Source organism: Roseobacter phycocola (assembly GCF_042055075.2).
GTDB lineage: Bacteria > Pseudomonadota > Alphaproteobacteria > Rhodobacterales > Rhodobacteraceae > Roseobacter.
The window spans coordinates 1-15,474 of the sequence record NZ_CP194010.1 but is presented as its reverse complement, the minus strand read 5'-3'; the positions used below and the strand labels follow the sequence as shown (position 1 = coordinate 15,474).

Here is a 15,474-nt window from a genome sequence, read left to right as displayed (position 1 = left end):
CTTAGAATACGGTGCAGAGCACTTCGCCGCCGACATTGGCGCTGCGTGCAGCCTGGTCCGACATCACACCCTTCGGGGTGGAGACAATCGACACGCCGAGGCCCTGACGGACAACGGGGATGTCATTGACGCCCATGTAAACGCGACGACCGGGTTTGGAGACCCGCTTCAGTTCGCGAATAACAGGTTCGCCCTCGTAGTACTTCAGGCTGATTTCGATGGCCGGGTGGCCGTCAGCGCCTGTGGTTTTCTCATAGCCGCGGATGTAGCCTTCGTCTGCGAGCACATCCAGAACCCATGCACGCAGCTTGGAAGCCGGTGTCATGACTGTGGATTTGCCGCGCATCTGAGAGTTACGGATACGGGTGAGCATATCAGCGATAGGATCGTTCATCTCATGCTCTCCTTACCAGCTCGACTTGACCATGCCGGGGATCTGGCCTGTGGAGCCCAGGTCCCGCAGCGCGATCCGCGAAATTTTCAGTTTACGATAGTAAGCGTGCGGACGGCCCGTCAGCTGGCAGCGGTTGTGCAGACGCACAGCGCTGGAGTTGCGGGGCAGTTTCGCCAGCTTGAGAGACGCGCGGAAACGCTCCTGCGTGTCTTTGCTCTCGTCGTTGATGATCTCTTTGAGAGCTGCGCGCTTGGCGGCGTATTTCGCAACCAGACGCTCACGCTTCTTCTCACGTGCGATCATAGATTTCTTAGCCATATCTCTAATCCTTCCCGCGCTTAACTGTTGAAGGGCATGTTGAAAGCTTTCAACAGCGCCTTGGCTTCAGCGTCGGTTTTCGCCGTTGTGGCGATGACGATGTCCATTCCCCAGTTCTCATCGATCTTGTCGAAGTTGATTTCCGGGAACACGAGGTGCTCTTTGAGCCCCATGGCATAGTTGCCACGGCCGTCAAAGGATTTGCCCGAAACGCCGCGGAAGTCGCGGATACGGGGCATAGCAATCGTGATCAGACGATCAAGGAATTCGTACATACGGTCACCGCGCAGGGTCACCTTTGCACCCAGCGGCATGTCCTCACGAACCCGGAAGCCCGCGATGGACTTCTTGGCGGTCGTGGTCAGTGCCTTCTGGCCGGCGATCAGCGTCAGGTCCTCAACCGCGGACTTGGCTTTTTTGCTGTCACGAACGGCTTCAGCACCACAGCCGATGTTCAGAACGATTTTGTCGAGACGCGGGATCTGCATGTCGTTCTTGTAGCCGAACTCTTCTTTAAGCGCGGCGCGGATGGTGTCTTTGTATGAAACCTTCAGACGGGGTGTGTAGTTTGCAGAATCAAGCATCGATCACGTCCCCTGTGGTCTTGGCGAAGCGTACCTTTTTGTCACCTTCCATGCGGAAGCCAACGCGGGTTGCTTTGCCGTTCTTGTCAACAATTGCCAGGTTGCTCAGATCGACGGGCATTGCCTTGGGCAGGCGGCCACCCTGAGATGTCTGGGACTGGCGGGTTGCGCGGATTGCGATATTGATGCCATCCACAACGGCCTTGCCGGATTTCGGGTCAACAGACGAAATGTTGCCTGTCTTACCCTTGTCCTTGCCGGCCAGCACGATGACCTTGTCACCTTTGCGAAGTTTAGCAGCCATGATTACAGCACCTCCGGAGCGAGCGAGATGATTTTCATGAAGTTCTTCGCGCGCAGCTCACGGACAACCGGGCCAAAGATACGTGTACCGATCGGCTCGTTGTTGTTGTTGAGGATAACGGCGGCGTTCCGGTCAAAGCGGATCGCTGTGCCGTCTTCGCGACGGACTTCTTTGGCAGTGCGAACAACGACGGCCTTACGGACGTCGCCCTTTTTCACACGACCGCGCGGGATGGCTTCCTTGACCGACACGACAATGATGTCGCCGACGGATGCGTATTTACGCTTGGAACCACCCAGTACCTTGATGCACTGAACACGGCGTGCGCCGCTGTTGTCAGCAACATCCAGGTTGGTCTGCATCTGGATCATTTGGTTTCTCCCGACCTTTGGGGGGCCGATGCGTGGCCTTACCCCCAGGGTTTCGAATAATCAGGTCGTGATCAGGCCTCAGCGGCCGTCAGCACTTCCCAGCGTTTGGTCTTGGACTTCGGTGCACATTCAATGATGCGGACAGTGTCGCCCACTTTGAATGTGTTATTCTCATCGTGCGCCCGGTACTTTTTGGACTTACGGATGGTCTTTTTCAGAACCGGGTGCGTAAAGCGGCGCTCGACGTTCACGGTGACTGTTTGTGCGTTGGCATCAGAAGTAACGACGCCCTGCAGGATACGCTTCGGCATGAGGGCTCTCCTTACTCAGATGCAGCAGCTGCGGCTGCTTTTTGGTTCAGAACGGTTTTGACACGGGCCGCGTTGCGGCGGGCCGTGCGCAGCTGTGATGGGTTTTCCAGCTGGCCGGTGGCCTGCTGGAAGCGCAGGTTAAACTGCTCTTTCTTCAGGTTTGCCAGCTCTTCACGCAGCTGGTCAGGCGTTTTGTCATGCAATTCCTTGGCGTTCATCGCCTTTTTCCTTTCAACATCACAGGCAGGCCGCACAAAAGCGTCACCCTGATTCCCGTGGAGTTCATGATGAAGGGGCCGTATAGGAGGGTTGCGCAGCCTTGGCAACCCTTTATTTCCTTGGGCATCGGGCGCTTTGAGCACTCTCAGGACGGAGCCGCCGCCCAGTGCTTTGCAAGTGGTGCACGGTCAACTGCTCCGGGCCGGCGACCTGACCCGCCCGGCCCCCTGCCCTTTGACCACTACGCCCCACCGGAAGGGCATCCTGACACACCGGTAATCCGCGCGCATGGCTGCCAGTGCAGCACCGCCCTTTTGCCGTATTCAAACCGGATTTCGCAAGCCAGCCCATCCCGTGCTATGCATATTGTATGACAGGGCCTTCGAAGAAAAAGACCGTAACGCCGCCACGCAGTGTCGATCTTCGTTGTTTTGCCATTGTGCTGATGCCGGTCCTCATTTTCCTGACCCACAAATTCATCGGCACGCACCTGATGCCCCGGGACCTGGGTGTGTCGGACGGCATCGTCAAACCTGGCCAGGACTGGCTGGAAGCTGCCGGGCGTTACCGCTTTCTGGCAGCCTCCTGGCTCTTTGGCGCGCTCTCCGTGCTCGCCGCCGCGATGCTGTGTATGACACTTCTGCGCCCTTTGGCACCTGCCACGCGCATTGCCGCCATTCTGACTTTCCTTTTTGTTGTATTGCTTGCGGCGCTGCCAACCCTGCGTGATTTCGGCGATGCCGGCGGTTCGCAGGTCTACGACCGCCTCGGCAAGGATGTTTTCGAAAACGTCCTGTCCCGCGGCACGCTGAAGGGCTGCGCTGATGCGGCGGATACCTGGCTGATGGGGACCTGCGGTGACGCGCCGGTGATCTCCATGTTCGCCGTCGTGGTGGATATGATGAACATTTTTGCCGGGCTGGCGCTGGGATCCATCATTGTCGGCATGATCCTGTGCCTGAACGACCGGGATACCCGGGATATTGAGGAAGAAGCCGCTCTGCTCGCCGAGAACCTGCGCCACATGCGGCAGCAGCTTTACCTCTCGGGCCTCGTGCTGTCCTTTGGCATGCTCTACGCGGCCAGCTGGATCTACTGGCCTCTGCCGCTGATCGCGGACGCCGAAAGATCAGCTTACAGCGCGGTTCTGTTGTCGGCCTCGCTCTATACAGGCACCTATTTCAGCCTGCTGATGCTGAGCTTTTATCTGCCCGTTGCCTTCATTCTCGACACCCGTATCAAACGCCTCGCCAGCCGGGCCGACCATGCAGAACTGACCGGCGAGCCGCCGGACTCACAATCCTGGCGGTCTGAGCGCGGGCTTAAGGAAGGCGTGGCAGAATACCTGCGCGCCGGTTTTGCGCTGACCTCGCCAATCCTCGCGGCGTTTGCGGGGGGCATCTCGCCCCTGGCGCTGTGATCTGCCGCGCCTGTGGTTCTATCCCGGGGCATTATCAGCCGTCAGCCCATCAGCTAAGCCGCCGACCACCCGAAGCTTCCGGTGACCGCGCCCTGTGCGTCCGCCAGTGATGCGCGTAGTCCCGGGGTACCCGCCGAAAAGGACAGGTGCGGGACCGGAGCAAACAGGGCCTCGACCGGTTCAGGATCGGGCAGCGTGATCTCAACCTGGGCCAGTGTCCTAAATTCCGGTGCCTGCCGCTCTCCGACAAGACCGTCAGTTCGCCGGATCGGCGGGACACCTCCGGGCGTTCGGAACATGAACGGCAAACTCAGATCGCGGCTCGCCCTCGCAACCGGGATGGTAGTCCCGTCCGGCAGAAACGGGGCCGCATAGGGATCACAGTCCAGACCCGCATCGCCACGCCACGAAATCCCCAGCGGCGACCCAAGCCCCTGGCTGCGGGCTTCCAGCCCGATCGCCTGACTTGCTGGTGAAACTGCTGATCCATCCCCCCAGAGAAGTTCAAAGAACATATCATCCAGACAGGCACACAGGTTGGTAGTGCCCTGGCCTGGGTGATGCCGGGTGTAGTTCACGCGCAACCTTGCATCCGCCATCATCCGGCGGGCGGTTTCCTCGTTCCGCACGAACAGGAATATGTGGTCCAGTTCCATCCGCAGGCTCTCTGTCCGGTCAGCCCGACACCAGACGGGCATGCCTGAACATCAGGTCCCAGCGGGATCGTCAGGTCAACAGCCTTTCAAGCGTCCCGTACTTTGCCCGACCGCCTGCCTTCAGTGAACCCAGCGAGGCTCAGACGACGCAGCGGCGCCCGGTCCGTTCACGCGTGCGCCGGAACGGAGGGCGCACCTTGTCACTCTCATAGGCCTCGGGTCGGTCGGGCAGTTCGACAAGCTGCACAGACAGCGCACCGCCGGGTGTGCGGCGAAAGAAATACCGCATGGGCACGTGAAACAGCGGCCGGCCGTTTGCATCCTCATGCGCCCAGGACACCCAGACCGAGAAATGCTGACGGCCATGCAGGCTTTGCGCTACGATTTTCGGGGACACCCGGCGTGTGCCGAGCAGGAAGTTTGCCTCGCAATGGCTGCGAAGGGTCTCGATCAGCGAGTCTGTATCGTTGTACACAATAATGTCGTCTTCGACATAGACGGCCCCGGGTGTATCAAACCCTTCGGCTACTCTTGCAAAATCACCGTCGGCATAGGCGGCGGCCATCGAATTAAAAAAGTCTTCCGGTCTTGAATGTCGCATAGCGCACTCCGCGGCCCGGCCAGATTCCCGGGCAGTTCAGAACAAATTTTCAGGTATTTTTTTGACCAGGAGGTCAATTCATATTGATGCAGGTGCCTTGCACCCGCGCGCGGGGACTCAGTTGTGGAAAAACGACATCTAAGGGTACACGCACGACACGCATTGGTTGTTACGCGACGTAACAATGCAACCATGCACCGGGGTGGCTTTTCTGGCAGCGCCTGATACCCCTGTAACACCCGTTCCCAATTCCAGAGACGAAACCGATGCCAGAAATCCGCTCTCTTTTCGCAACACGCCTGTACCGCGCCCTGCTGTCCGAACAGGGCAAGCCGATTGATGGTAATGAACTCGAAGCGTCCTGCTGGTCCATCGCGGAAGATGACGAGGCGGGACAGAACTGGTGCGAGGAAAACGGGTATCCGGGCTACACCAGCTATGCGTCCCTCACGGATCTGCCCTATCGCTTTCCGGTTTTCAAAGACCTTGTGAAGATCCTGGATCAGCATGTGAGTGCCTTTGCGAAGGATGCTGAATTTGACCTCGACGGACGCGGGCTGGAGCTCGAAGACATCTGGATCAATATTCTGCCGCCCGGCGGCATCCACACCTCCCATATCCATCCTCATTCGGTGGTCAGCGGCACCACCTATGTTGCCGTGCCGGACGGTGCCAGCGCGATCAAATTTGAGGATCCGCGCCATACGATGATGATGGCGGCACCACCGCGTCTGCCCGATGCCCGTGACGAGCTGCGCGCGTTCAGCTATGTGGCGCCGAAAGCCGGGGAAGTCCTGCTGTGGGAAAGCTGGCTGCGCCATGAGGTACCGCTGAACATGGCAGACGAGGAACGGATCAGCGTCAGCTTCAACTATAAATGGAGCTGAAAGCCCGAAATCGTGCCCGCAAAAGTATAATCTACGGGCGCGATTCCATCCTGGCGAGAAGTCAGGCGGAAAAACACTGAAATCAGGCGGGTATTTCACCAGAAGCTTGAAACAAAACAACTTTCACCACAGGCTGAGCTCATATTTTTTTAAGATGAGTACGGTGGCTCAGCCCGCCGTCGGATGAATGCAGCAGAATTTCAAGACCGCAAAAGAAGTGTCTGAGCACCTCCTGGAGCTGACCGGGACGGCCTTCATGTCGGGTGACTTCGAGCTCTTTCTGTCGTGTTTTCATCTTCCGTATGAGCTGGAGACATTTGAGGGTCACAGGACAATCAAAGACGTCGACGATCTGAAGGAAGTCTATCTGGCCGTGCGCGCGCATTACGCCAGAAACGGTGTAAGTCAGATGTACAGGCATTGCGTCGAGGCGCGCTTCCGCGACAGCGACACGGTTATTGCCACGCACGAAACCAGACTGCTGAGTGGAAATGTGATCACCCAGGCCCCTTTTGCGGTTTATTCGGAGCTGCGGTTTACCGGAGGCAAATGGGTGATCGTCAGCAGTTCGTATGCCATTGGCGACCGTGATGACCATAACAAGGCGCTGCTGGGCCGAGCCTCTGCCGTCTGACAAAAAAAGCCCCGCCTGTTCGGGGCGGGGCTTTCAGTGTTCTCCGGATCAGAAACGACGCGGTTACCAGTCCTCGCGGACAACCACACGTGTTTTGATCGGCAGTTTCATCGCAGCAAGGCGAAGCGCCTCACGGGCAATGTCATCATTGACGCCGTCGATCTCGAACATGATACGGCCAGGCTTGACCTTGGCCGCCCAACGGTCGACCGAACCCTTACCTTTACCCATACGGACTTCGATGGGTTTGGCTGTGACAGGCACATCCGGGAAGATGCGGATCCAGACACGGCCCTGACGTTTCATGTGACGCGTCATCGCGCGGCGTGCCGCCTCGATCTGACGCGCTGTGACCCGCTCGGGTTCAAGAGCTTTAAGACCATAGGTGCCGAAGTTCAGGTCAGACCCGCCCTTCGCGAGACCCTTGATCGAGCCCTTAAACTGTTTGCGGAATTTAGTACGCTTTGGCTGAAGCATTGATCATTCCTCCTCAGCGACGACCGCCGGCACCACGCGGTGCAGGGCCATCCTGGAGTTCCTGTGCTTTACGGTCACGCGCGGACGGATCGTGCTCCATGATCTCCCCTTTGAAGATCCAGGTTTTGATCCCGATGATGCCATAGGCAGTCGTCGCTTCCACGTGTGCGTAATCGATGTCGGCGCGCAGGGTGTGCAGCGGCACACGGCCTTCACGGTACCATTCAGTACGCGCGATTTCGGCACCGCCCAGACGGCCGGCCACGTTCACACGGATACCCAGGGCACCCATGCGCATCGCGTTCTGAACCGCACGCTTCATGGCGCGGCGGAAAGACACCCGGCGCTCCAGCTGCTGTGCAATGCTCTCACCAACGAGGGCCGCGTCCAGCTCGGGCTTGCGCACTTCAACGATGTTGAGGTGCAGCTCGCTCTCGGTCATTTTGGCGATCTTCTGACGCAGCGTTTCGATGTCCGCGCCTTTCTTGCCAATGATGACACCGGGGCGTGCTGTGTGGATCGTTACGCGGCACTTTTTGTGCGGACGCTCGATGATCACACGGGCCACACCGGCCTGCTTGCATTCTTCTTTGATGAATTCACGGATCGCGAGGTCTTCGAGAAGAAGATCACCATAATCCTTGGTGTCGGCGTACCAGCGGCTGTCCCAGGTGCGGTTCACCTGCAGGCGCATGCCGATCGGATTGACTTTGTTACCCATCAGGCTTGCTCCTCAACTTGACGTACGACAATCGTGATTTCCGAAAACGGCTTGATGATCTTGCCGAAACGGCCACGGGCCCGCGGGCGACCGCGCTTCATTGTCAGATTCTTGCCAACATAGGCTTCTGCAACGATCAGCTCGTCCACGTCGAGGTTGTGGTTGTTTTCGCCGTTTGCAATCGCGGACTGAAGGCACTTCTTCACGTCCTGAGCGATCCGCTTTTTGGAGAAAGTCAGATCGGTCAGAGCACGGTCCACTTTCTTGCCACGGATCATTGCGGCGACGAGGTTCAGTTTCTGCGGGCTTGTACGCAGCATGCGCAGCTTGGCGCGCGCTTCGTTGTCGGCCACGCGGCGGGGATTCTTATCCTTGCTCATTTGCGCTTCGCCTTCTTGTCAGCGGCGTGACCGTAGTAGGTCCGCGTCGGCGAATACTCACCGAATTTCTGACCAATCATATCCTCGGTCACATTGACCGGGATGTGCTTGTGGCCATTGTAAACGCCGAATGTCAGACCCACGAACTGGGGCAGAATTGTCGAGCGGCGCGACCAGATCTTGATCACTTCGTTGCGGCCGCTTTCGCGGGACGCCTCGGCCTTTTTCAACACATAAGAGTCGACAAAAGGACCTTTCCATACAGAGCGTGCCATCTATCAGCGCCCCTTCTTCTTGGCGTGACGCGAGCGGATGATCAGCTTGCTGGACGCTTTTTTGGAATTACGGGTCTTGGCACCTTTGGTCGGTTTGCCCCAGGGGGTAACCGGGTGACGACCACCGGATGTACGGCCTTCACCACCACCGTGCGGGTGGTCGATCGGGTTCATAACAACACCACGGACCGACGGGCGCACGCCTTTGTGGCGCATACGACCGGCTTTACCGTAGTTCTGGTTGGAGTTGTCCGGGTTGGACACGGCACCAACAGTCGCCATGCATTCCTGACGCACGAGGCGCAGTTCGCCCGAACTCAGACGGATCTGAGCGTAACCACCGTCGCGGCCAACGAACTGGGCGTAGGTGCCGGCGGCACGTGCGATCTGACCGCCCTTGCCGGGCTTCATCTCGATGTTGTGCACGATTGTACCGATCGGCATGCCGGAGAAGGGCATCGCGTTACCGGGTTTGATGTCTGCTTTCGCGCTTGCGACCACGCTGTCACCTACAGCAAGACGCTGCGGCGCCAGGATGTAGGCCTGTTCACCGTCTTCGTATTTCACGAGCGCGATGAAAGCTGTGCGGTTGGGGTCGTATTCGATGCGCTCGACCGTGGCCGCCACATCCATTTTGTTCCGTTTGAAGTCAACGATCCGGTAGAGGCGTTTTGCCCCGCCGCCTTTGCGGCGCATCGTGATCCGTCCGGTGTTGTTCCGTCCGCCATTCTTGGTCAGACCCTCTGTGAGGGACTTGACCGGGCGGCCTTTCCAGAGCTCCGAACGGTCGATCAGTACCAGCCCACGCTGGCCCGGCGTCGTCGGTTTGTACGACTTGAGTGCCATGTTGTCTGTCTTCCGTTTTGCTGTACGGCAGGTTGCCCCGCCTATGGTATGAAGGCCCCCGTAGGTGCCCGATGTGTTCGTCCTTTCGGACAACAACGAAGCCCCGGACGAATCCGGGGCCTTGCCGATGGCGTCTGATAGGGGAGACCGGGCAGCGGGTCAAGGAGTTACCGGGGATAGCCTGCGTTTATTCCCCGCGGAGGTGCAGCTGGTCAGGCGACCGTGCTGCGCATCTGCTCAACCGCGACACGCGACTGCTGCGAAAGCTCCTTGATCTCGGAAGCGATCACAGCAAACCCCTTGCCCACGTCGCCGACACGCGCGGCTTCAACGGACGCGTTGACGGCAATGAAATTGATCTTGCGGGAGATCGTGTCAATCTGGGAAAGAGCCGACGAGTCCACGTCTTTGGCCAGCCTTGCGCTGGCCTTTTCCCAGGCGACCACGCTGTCAAACAATGCACTCAGAAAGGAAGTCACCGCTGGTGCCAGGCTGTCCTCAACCTCTGCCTTCAGATCCTCCAGCAGCCCGGACGATGCCTCGCTCTGATCCGCGGGCAGCTTCTGACAGACAGTGTCGACGGCGTCCCGGAGCGTGCGCAGCGCCGCTTTCAGTTCATCCGACAGGTCGCCGTCTGCTGCGCGGAAGGACTGCTGAAACTCATCCTTGAGAAAACGGAGCGCCTGCCGGAGATACTCCTGCTCACTGGCACGTTCTTTGTCGCGCTTCGCGCATGACTCCTCGGACATGGCGCACAGCGCATAGCAGAGCAGCAAAGATGTCGCGCGCTGTGGCAATGAGACGACTGTTGTCTCTGCTTTGTCGGCAATGTCGCGGGGCGTGGTAACGGATTTCTGGTCGGGCACAGGTGCAGTCTCCTCTTCTTGGAGACAGGGATACGCACAAGACCTTAAACGTTACTGAACAACAAAAGAACGTTGCCGAAAGATGCCTTCTTCAACGCCTCCCCCGGTCAATCCGCCTCTTCGCCTTACCTGCCAGCCGCACAAAAAAAAGCCCCGGTCCGTTGTGAACCGGGGCTTATTCTTCAGACGTAGTCGTCGGCCTCAGAGGCCGGTCGATACGTCAATTGTGTTGCCCTCTTCAAGCGTCACATAGGCTTTCTTCACGTCTTTGCGCTTGCCGAGCTGGCCGCGGAAACGCTTCACTTTGCCCTTTGTGATAGTGGTGTTGACCGCCTTGACCTTCACACCAAAGAGTGCCTCAACAGCCTCCTTGATCTGAGGTTTGTTGCTGTCCATCGCCACTTCGAAAACAACGGCGTTGTTCTCGGAGCTCATGGTGGCTTTTTCGGTGATGACCGGCTTGCGGATCACATCGTAGTGTTCTGCCTTGGCACTCATTTCAGACGAGCCTCCAGTGCTTCGACACCCGCCTTGGTGATCACCAGCGTGTCACGCTTGAGGATGTCATATACGTTTGCGCCCATTGTCGGCAGGATATCCAGACCGTCAATGTTGCGCGCTGCCTTTGCAAAGCCTTCATCCACGGATGCACCGTCGATGACCAGTGCACGCTTCCAGCCCAGGTCGGCGACCTGTTTTGCAAGTGCTGCTGTTTTGCCTTCGCTTGCGGCGGCGTCGATGATGACCAGCTCACCCGCTTTGGCTTTCGCCGACAGCGCGTGGCACAGACCCAGTTTGCGGAACTTCTTGGTCAGATCGTGACCGTGGCTGCGCGGGGTCGGACCCTTGTAGATACCACCTTTGCGGAAGATCGGCGCATTACGGTCACCATGGCGTGCGCCACCGGTGCCCTTCTGACGGTAGATCTTCTTGGTCGAGTAGCTGGTTTCAGAACGGGTCTTGACCTTGTGCGTACCGGCCTGCGCATTGTTACGCTGCCAGCGGACGACACGGTGCAGGATGTCCGCGCGCGGCTCCAGACCGAAAAGCGCCTCGTCCAGCTCTACCGAGCCGGCTTTGCCGCCGTCGAGTTTGATGACATCGAGTTTCATGCGTCACCTTCTTTCTTCTCTTCGCCGGCATCCGCTTCGTCAGCTTTGTCGGCTTCGATTTCGGCTTCGGCTGCTTTCAGCGCTTCGGCTTCAGCTGCGGCCTGCTCTTCGGCGAGACGCTTGGCTTCGGCTTCGGCTTCGGCAGCAGCTGCAGCAGCGGCTTCCTCGGCAGCTTTGGCTGCAGCCTCAGCAGCAGATTTCAGCGCCGCGGGCAGGATCGCGTTTTCAGGGAACGGCTTTTTGACCGCGTCCTTGACGGTGACCCAGCCACCCTTGGAGCCGGGAACAGCGCCTTTGACCATGATCAGGCCACGGTCGGCATCAGTGCGGACAACCTGCAGGTTCTGCGTGGTGACACGGGCAGCGCCCATGTGACCGGCCATCTTCTTGCCTTTGAAAACCTTACCCGGGTCCTGACACTGGCCTGTGGAACCATGCGAACGGTGCGAAATGGAAACACCGTGCGACGCGCGCAGACCACCGAAGTTGTGCCGCTTCATCGCACCGGCAAAACCTTTACCGATCGAGGTGCCGGCCACGTCAACGAACTGGCCCTCAAAGTAGTGGTTCGCGGTGATTTCTTCACCCACACCGATCAGGTTCTCGGCATCCACACGGAACTCAGCAACCTTGCGCTTGGGTTCCACTTTCGCTGCTGCGAAATGGCCGCGCATGGCCTGGGATGTCCGCTTGGCTTTGGCCGTACCTGCGCCGAGCTGAACAGCGGAATAGCCGTCTTTCTCAGCAGTGCGCTGTGCCACAACCTGAAGCTTGTCGAGCTGGAGAACGGTCACAGGGATCTGCTTGCCGTCTTCCATGAACAGCCGGGTCATCCCGACTTTTTTTGCAATAACGCCTGAGCGCAACATAACAATTACCCTCCTAGGCTTATGACTGCAGTTTGATCTCGACGTCCACGCCAGCAGCGAGATCGAGCTTCATCAGCGCGTCCACTGTCTGGGGAGTCGGATCAACGATATCCAGCAGACGCTTGTGCGTGCGGATTTCGAACTGGTCACGGGATTTCTTGTCAACGTGCGGGCCACGCAGAACGGTGAACTTCTCGATTTTGTTCGGCAGCGGGATCGGGCCGCGAACGGAAGCACCTGTACGCTTGGCAGTGTTGACGATTTCTTGTGTGGAGGCATCCAGCACGCGGTAGTCAAACGCCTTGAGGCGGATGCGGATGTTTTGGCTTTGAACGGCCATGTGCATCACCCTTTATATCAGGGTCCAGATCGGAGAGGAGGACGGGCGCTCATCGCACACCCTCATCGCGTCTTTTGGTCCAACGGAAAAGGGCGCGGCCTGCCGCACCCTCATTGGATTGGGGTCGTTTAGGGGGAGTCGCACATGGATGCAATGGTGTTTTTGCCCGGAAAGCGGATTTTCCGCACAAAGCAGCTCTGTGCGCTCAGACCTCGGAAGCGCCCGCTGCCATCAAGCCCGGCGTTGACGGAGAGAACGTTCCGCCTCCGGCAGGGCTTTGCGGGCCAGCATTTCCTGAAAAGCCGCAAAGATACTCTGCATATGAGCACTTTTGTAGGGAAACACTGTTTCAGGGTCCATATCATGCACAATCAGCGCGTTGTCGGCTTCGAACACCAGCAGGTTGCCCTCTTTGTCCTCTGCGCAATCGATCCCGAAATAGTCAAGACCGATGCTGGATGCGACGGCTTTCAGCGCTGTTTCGTGCTTGCGGGCAAAATCATCCGGGAAAGCGGCCATGAACTCCTCCTCTTCCTGGCGTTTGCTTTCGCTCAGGTGCATGCCGGCGTTCAGGTACCAGACGTCCCACTGATCAGCGATCGCCATGTGGCAGGGGAAGGGCTGACCATCAACAAAGATGATGCGGTATTTCCGGTGCAGGGAATCCGCGGCAGAAGAGTAGTCAATAAACTCGGAAACATTGAAGGCAGCGTCAGACTGCCTGGTCAGGTACCCGGCAAGCTCACTGCGCGACACAACCCGCTCCAGACCGGCTCCGGCGTGAGAGCCAACGGGCCGGATGAGAACCGGCCACGGCAGATCAGGGTCATGCCCCCCGGTTACCGATGCAGACTGGCACAGCTTTTCCAGCATTCTGCGGCTCAACCGGAGTGTTTTCGGCACTGTGACGCCCGGCGCGCCGGCGAGCTGGTGTTCCAGAAGATGCCGTTCAAGATGGATCGTCCTGTCCGGGAGGTTCACGACCGGAGTCGGTGACCTCGCAGCGATCTGCCGGACACGGGAAAAGAATTCACGCGCATCTCCGCCATCTGTCGGAGCTGCACAGAACGCGACGTCATGCGGCGGCAACGAAACCTCAGTTGATGCATCGGGATCGGGATCGGGATAGAAGATAACGGTCTGGATCCTCGACCCCTCCAGCAGAAATTCGAAGGGTGTGTTAGCGCCGATGTTTGCAGGGGTAGCGTAGACCAGCAGTCTCGCACCGCAGGCCGCGTCGCGGTGCGTGTGGTACATCCGGCATAATTTCAGCGCTTCATCCTGCCAGCGCAGACCGGTTTCTGCATTGCCGGACAACTGATCAATTGCGGAAAGATCCATCATGAACCCCGGCGCGGGATCCTGGCACGCCACCTGCCTGAGCAGTTCCGATCTGAGGGGGGACAGGTCGACACCTGAAAATGCGAGTTTCGTCAGCTCGGCGATGCCGATCCGTTCCTGAGGTTCCATTCTGGCTCCTGTTCATTGTCAGAGCCGAGTGAACCACCAATTGATTGTCAAAGTATGGACAGAACCGGATTTTCGCCTGTAGTCAGCAAAAAGGTTTGCTGCTTCAAATACCCCCCCCCGCACAAAAAACGGCACCCGGGGATACCGGGTGCCGCTTGTCAGTTCTGACACGGCAGAGACCCTGCCGCGCACACAGGGTTATTCTGTGATCCTGGACACGCTTTTCTTTGCGCGTCCGTGGATCACTCCGTGATCTTGGACACAACGCCCGCGCCAACGGTGCGGCCGCCTTCGCGGATCGCAAAGCGCAGACCGTTTTCCATCGCGATCGGCGCGATCAGCTCAACGCCAAAGGACACGTTGTCGCCCGGCATCACCATCTCGGTGCCTTCGCCCAGCTGAACCGTGCCGGTCACGTCGGTGGTCCGGAAGTAGAACTGCGGACGGTAGTTCGCGAAGAACGGCGTGTGACGGCCACCCTCTTCCTTGGTCAGGATATAGGCTTCCGCCTCAAACTTGGTGTGCGGCGTCACGGAACCCGGCTTGCACAGAACCTGACCACGCTCAACGCCGTCACGGTCGATGCCGCGCAGCAGTGCGCCGATGTTGTCGCCCGCTTCACCACGGTCCAGCAGCTTGCGGAACATCTCAACACCTGTGCAGGTGGTCTTTTTGGTGTCGCGGATGCCCACGATCTCGATCTCGTCGCCCACGTTGATCACGCCACGCTCAACACGCCCCGTAACAACGGTACCACGGCCGGAGATCGAGAACACGTCCTCAACCGGCATCAGGAACGGCTGGTCAACCGCACGCTCAGGCGTCGGGATGTAGTCATCCACAGCTGCCATCAGCTTTTTGATCGACTCTTCACCGATCTCAGGGTTGTTGCCTTCCATCGCCGCCAGCGCGGAACCCGGGATCACCGGAATGTCGTCGCCCGGGTACTCGTAAGAGGACAGCAGCTCGCGGATTTCCATTTCCACCAGCTCCAGCAGCTCTTCGTCGTCAACCTGGTCAACCTTGTTCATGTAAACAACGATCTGCGGGATGCCGACCTGACGGCCCAGCAGGATGTGCTCGCGCGTCTGCGGCATCGGGCCGTCCGCTGCGTTCACAACCAGGATCGCGCCGTCCATCTGCGCCGCACCGGTGATCATATTCTTAACGTAGTCCGCGTGACCCGGGCAGTCCACGTGCGCGTAGTGACGGTTCTCCGTCTCATACTCAACGTGCGCCGTCGAAATGGTGATCCCGCGGGCTTTCTCTTCGGGCGCGCCGTCAATCTGGTCGTACGCCTGGAAATCGCCGAAATACTTCGTGATCGCAGCCGTCAGCGTCGTCTTGCCGTGGTCAACGTGACCAATCGTGCCGATGTTTACGTGCGGTTTCGTCCGTTCAAACTTTGCCTTTGCCATG

General features: G+C 58.7%; 24 protein-coding genes. 3 read left to right on the top strand and 21 right to left on the bottom strand.

The window, feature by feature from the left end; translation table 11 throughout:
* Window position 1: 1 nt before the first annotated feature.
* The 7 genes from rpsH to rpmC all read right to left on the bottom strand — a co-directional run bounded on the left by rpsH (window position 2) and on the right by rpmC (window position 2,500).
* Window positions 2-394 (bottom strand): 30S ribosomal protein S8, encoded by a 393-nt coding sequence (gene rpsH / locus AB4K19_RS00375; protein WP_300033878.1) that lies wholly within the window; start codon window positions 392-394, stop codon window positions 2-4.
* Between the two features lie 12 nt (window positions 395-406).
* Complete coding sequence (gene rpsN / locus AB4K19_RS00370; RefSeq protein WP_375229993.1) at window positions 407-712, bottom strand: 30S ribosomal protein S14; 306 nt, start codon at window positions 710-712, stop codon at window positions 407-409.
* A gap of 20 nt (window positions 713-732) precedes the next feature.
* Complete coding sequence (gene rplE / locus AB4K19_RS00365) at window positions 733-1,296, bottom strand: 50S ribosomal protein L5 (protein WP_375229992.1); 564 nt, start codon at window positions 1,294-1,296, stop codon at window positions 733-735.
* Window positions 1,289-1,600, bottom strand: coding sequence for a 50S ribosomal protein L24 (gene rplX, locus AB4K19_RS00360; protein WP_375229991.1), 312 nt, complete (start codon window positions 1,598-1,600; stop codon window positions 1,289-1,291). The genes rplE and rplX overlap by 8 nt, the downstream gene beginning before the upstream one ends.
* A 2-nt stretch (window positions 1,601-1,602) precedes the next feature.
* Entirely contained in the window at window positions 1,603-1,971 is a 369-nt protein-coding gene (gene rplN / locus AB4K19_RS00355; protein WP_011567679.1) for a 50S ribosomal protein L14, read from the bottom strand.
* A 71-nt stretch (window positions 1,972-2,042) separates the two neighbouring features.
* Window positions 2,043-2,282 carry a 30S ribosomal protein S17 gene (gene rpsQ / locus AB4K19_RS00350; protein ID WP_375229990.1) on the bottom strand — a complete coding sequence of 80 codons (240 nt, stop codon included), beginning with the start codon at window positions 2,280-2,282 and terminating at the stop codon, window positions 2,043-2,045.
* Between the two features lie 11 nt (window positions 2,283-2,293).
* Window positions 2,294-2,500: a 50S ribosomal protein L29 gene (gene rpmC, locus AB4K19_RS00345; RefSeq protein WP_375230945.1), complete on the bottom strand. Its 207-nt coding sequence runs from the start codon at window positions 2,498-2,500 to the stop codon at window positions 2,294-2,296.
* A 371-nt stretch (window positions 2,501-2,871) separates the two neighbouring features.
* Here rpmC and AB4K19_RS00340 point away from each other — a divergent pair, with 371 nt between their 5' ends.
* The gene (locus AB4K19_RS00340; RefSeq protein ID WP_375229989.1) at window positions 2,872-3,921 is read left to right on the top strand and encodes a hypothetical protein; all 1,050 of its coding nucleotides are present in this window, start codon (window positions 2,872-2,874) and stop codon (window positions 3,919-3,921) included.
* 53 nt (window positions 3,922-3,974) lie between these two features.
* Here AB4K19_RS00340 and AB4K19_RS00335 read toward each other — a convergent pair whose 3' ends face one another.
* Both AB4K19_RS00335 and AB4K19_RS00330 read right to left on the bottom strand, forming a co-directional pair.
* Window positions 3,975-4,619, bottom strand: a complete 645-nt coding sequence (locus AB4K19_RS00335; protein WP_436398665.1) for a VOC family protein — start codon at window positions 4,617-4,619, stop codon at window positions 3,975-3,977.
* Between the two features lie 97 nt (window positions 4,620-4,716).
* Entirely contained in the window at window positions 4,717-5,178 is a 462-nt protein-coding gene (locus AB4K19_RS00330; protein ID WP_375229987.1) for a hypothetical protein, read from the bottom strand.
* Between the two features lie 266 nt (window positions 5,179-5,444).
* Between AB4K19_RS00330 and AB4K19_RS00325 the strand changes: the two genes are divergently transcribed.
* Window positions 5,445-6,065: a TIGR02466 family protein gene (locus tag AB4K19_RS00325; RefSeq protein ID WP_375229986.1), complete on the top strand. Its 621-nt coding sequence runs from the start codon at window positions 5,445-5,447 to the stop codon at window positions 6,063-6,065.
* A gap of 187 nt (window positions 6,066-6,252) precedes the next feature.
* On the top strand, window positions 6,253-6,699 hold the full coding sequence (locus AB4K19_RS00320; RefSeq protein WP_436398664.1) for a hypothetical protein: 447 nt from the start codon (window positions 6,253-6,255) through the stop codon (window positions 6,697-6,699).
* Window positions 6,700-6,762: 63 nt separating this feature from the next.
* Here AB4K19_RS00320 and rplP read toward each other — a convergent pair whose 3' ends face one another.
* The 12 genes from rplP to tuf all read right to left on the bottom strand — a co-directional run bounded on the left by rplP (window position 6,763) and on the right by tuf (window position 15,473).
* Complete coding sequence (gene rplP, locus AB4K19_RS00315; RefSeq protein WP_375229984.1) at window positions 6,763-7,176, bottom strand: 50S ribosomal protein L16; 414 nt, start codon at window positions 7,174-7,176, stop codon at window positions 6,763-6,765.
* Between the two features lie 13 nt (window positions 7,177-7,189).
* On the bottom strand, window positions 7,190-7,897 hold the full coding sequence (gene rpsC, locus AB4K19_RS00310) for a 30S ribosomal protein S3 (RefSeq protein WP_375229983.1): 708 nt from the start codon (window positions 7,895-7,897) through the stop codon (window positions 7,190-7,192).
* Window positions 7,897-8,277: a 50S ribosomal protein L22 gene (rplV, locus tag AB4K19_RS00305; protein ID WP_375229982.1), complete on the bottom strand. Its 381-nt coding sequence runs from the start codon at window positions 8,275-8,277 to the stop codon at window positions 7,897-7,899. The genes rpsC and rplV overlap by 1 nt, the downstream gene beginning before the upstream one ends.
* Window positions 8,274-8,552 carry a 30S ribosomal protein S19 gene (gene rpsS / locus AB4K19_RS00300; RefSeq protein WP_263843604.1) on the bottom strand — a complete coding sequence of 93 codons (279 nt, stop codon included), beginning with the start codon at window positions 8,550-8,552 and terminating at the stop codon, window positions 8,274-8,276. Before rpsS ends, rplV begins: the two co-directional genes overlap by 4 nt.
* Window positions 8,553-8,555: 3 nt before the next feature.
* Window positions 8,556-9,398: a 50S ribosomal protein L2 gene (gene rplB / locus AB4K19_RS00295; protein WP_436398663.1), complete on the bottom strand. Its 843-nt coding sequence runs from the start codon at window positions 9,396-9,398 to the stop codon at window positions 8,556-8,558.
* Window positions 9,399-9,610: 212 nt separating this feature from the next.
* Window positions 9,611-10,264, bottom strand: coding sequence for a methyl-accepting chemotaxis protein (locus AB4K19_RS00290; RefSeq protein ID WP_375229981.1), 654 nt, complete (start codon window positions 10,262-10,264; stop codon window positions 9,611-9,613).
* A gap of 201 nt (window positions 10,265-10,465) precedes the next feature.
* Window positions 10,466-10,762 carry a 50S ribosomal protein L23 gene (locus AB4K19_RS00285; RefSeq protein ID WP_298844810.1) on the bottom strand — a complete coding sequence of 99 codons (297 nt, stop codon included), beginning with the start codon at window positions 10,760-10,762 and terminating at the stop codon, window positions 10,466-10,468.
* On the bottom strand, window positions 10,759-11,376 hold the full coding sequence (rplD, locus tag AB4K19_RS00280) for a 50S ribosomal protein L4 (RefSeq protein WP_375229980.1): 618 nt from the start codon (window positions 11,374-11,376) through the stop codon (window positions 10,759-10,761). The genes AB4K19_RS00285 and rplD overlap by 4 nt, the downstream gene beginning before the upstream one ends.
* Complete coding sequence (rplC, locus tag AB4K19_RS00275) at window positions 11,373-12,245, bottom strand: 50S ribosomal protein L3 (RefSeq protein ID WP_375229979.1); 873 nt, start codon at window positions 12,243-12,245, stop codon at window positions 11,373-11,375. Before rplC ends, rplD begins: the two co-directional genes overlap by 4 nt.
* 19 nt (window positions 12,246-12,264) lie before the next feature.
* A complete protein-coding gene (rpsJ, locus tag AB4K19_RS00270) occupies window positions 12,265-12,585 on the bottom strand; it encodes a 30S ribosomal protein S10 (RefSeq protein ID WP_195819727.1) in 321 nt (106 codons plus the stop codon).
* A gap of 231 nt (window positions 12,586-12,816) precedes the next feature.
* Window positions 12,817-14,055: an ATP-grasp domain-containing protein gene (locus tag AB4K19_RS00265; RefSeq protein ID WP_375229978.1), complete on the bottom strand. Its 1,239-nt coding sequence runs from the start codon at window positions 14,053-14,055 to the stop codon at window positions 12,817-12,819.
* Window positions 14,056-14,297: 242 nt separating this feature from the next.
* Entirely contained in the window at window positions 14,298-15,473 is a 1,176-nt protein-coding gene (tuf, locus tag AB4K19_RS00260) for an elongation factor Tu (RefSeq protein ID WP_375229968.1), read from the bottom strand.
* Between the last annotated feature and the right edge of the window lies 1 nt (window position 15,474).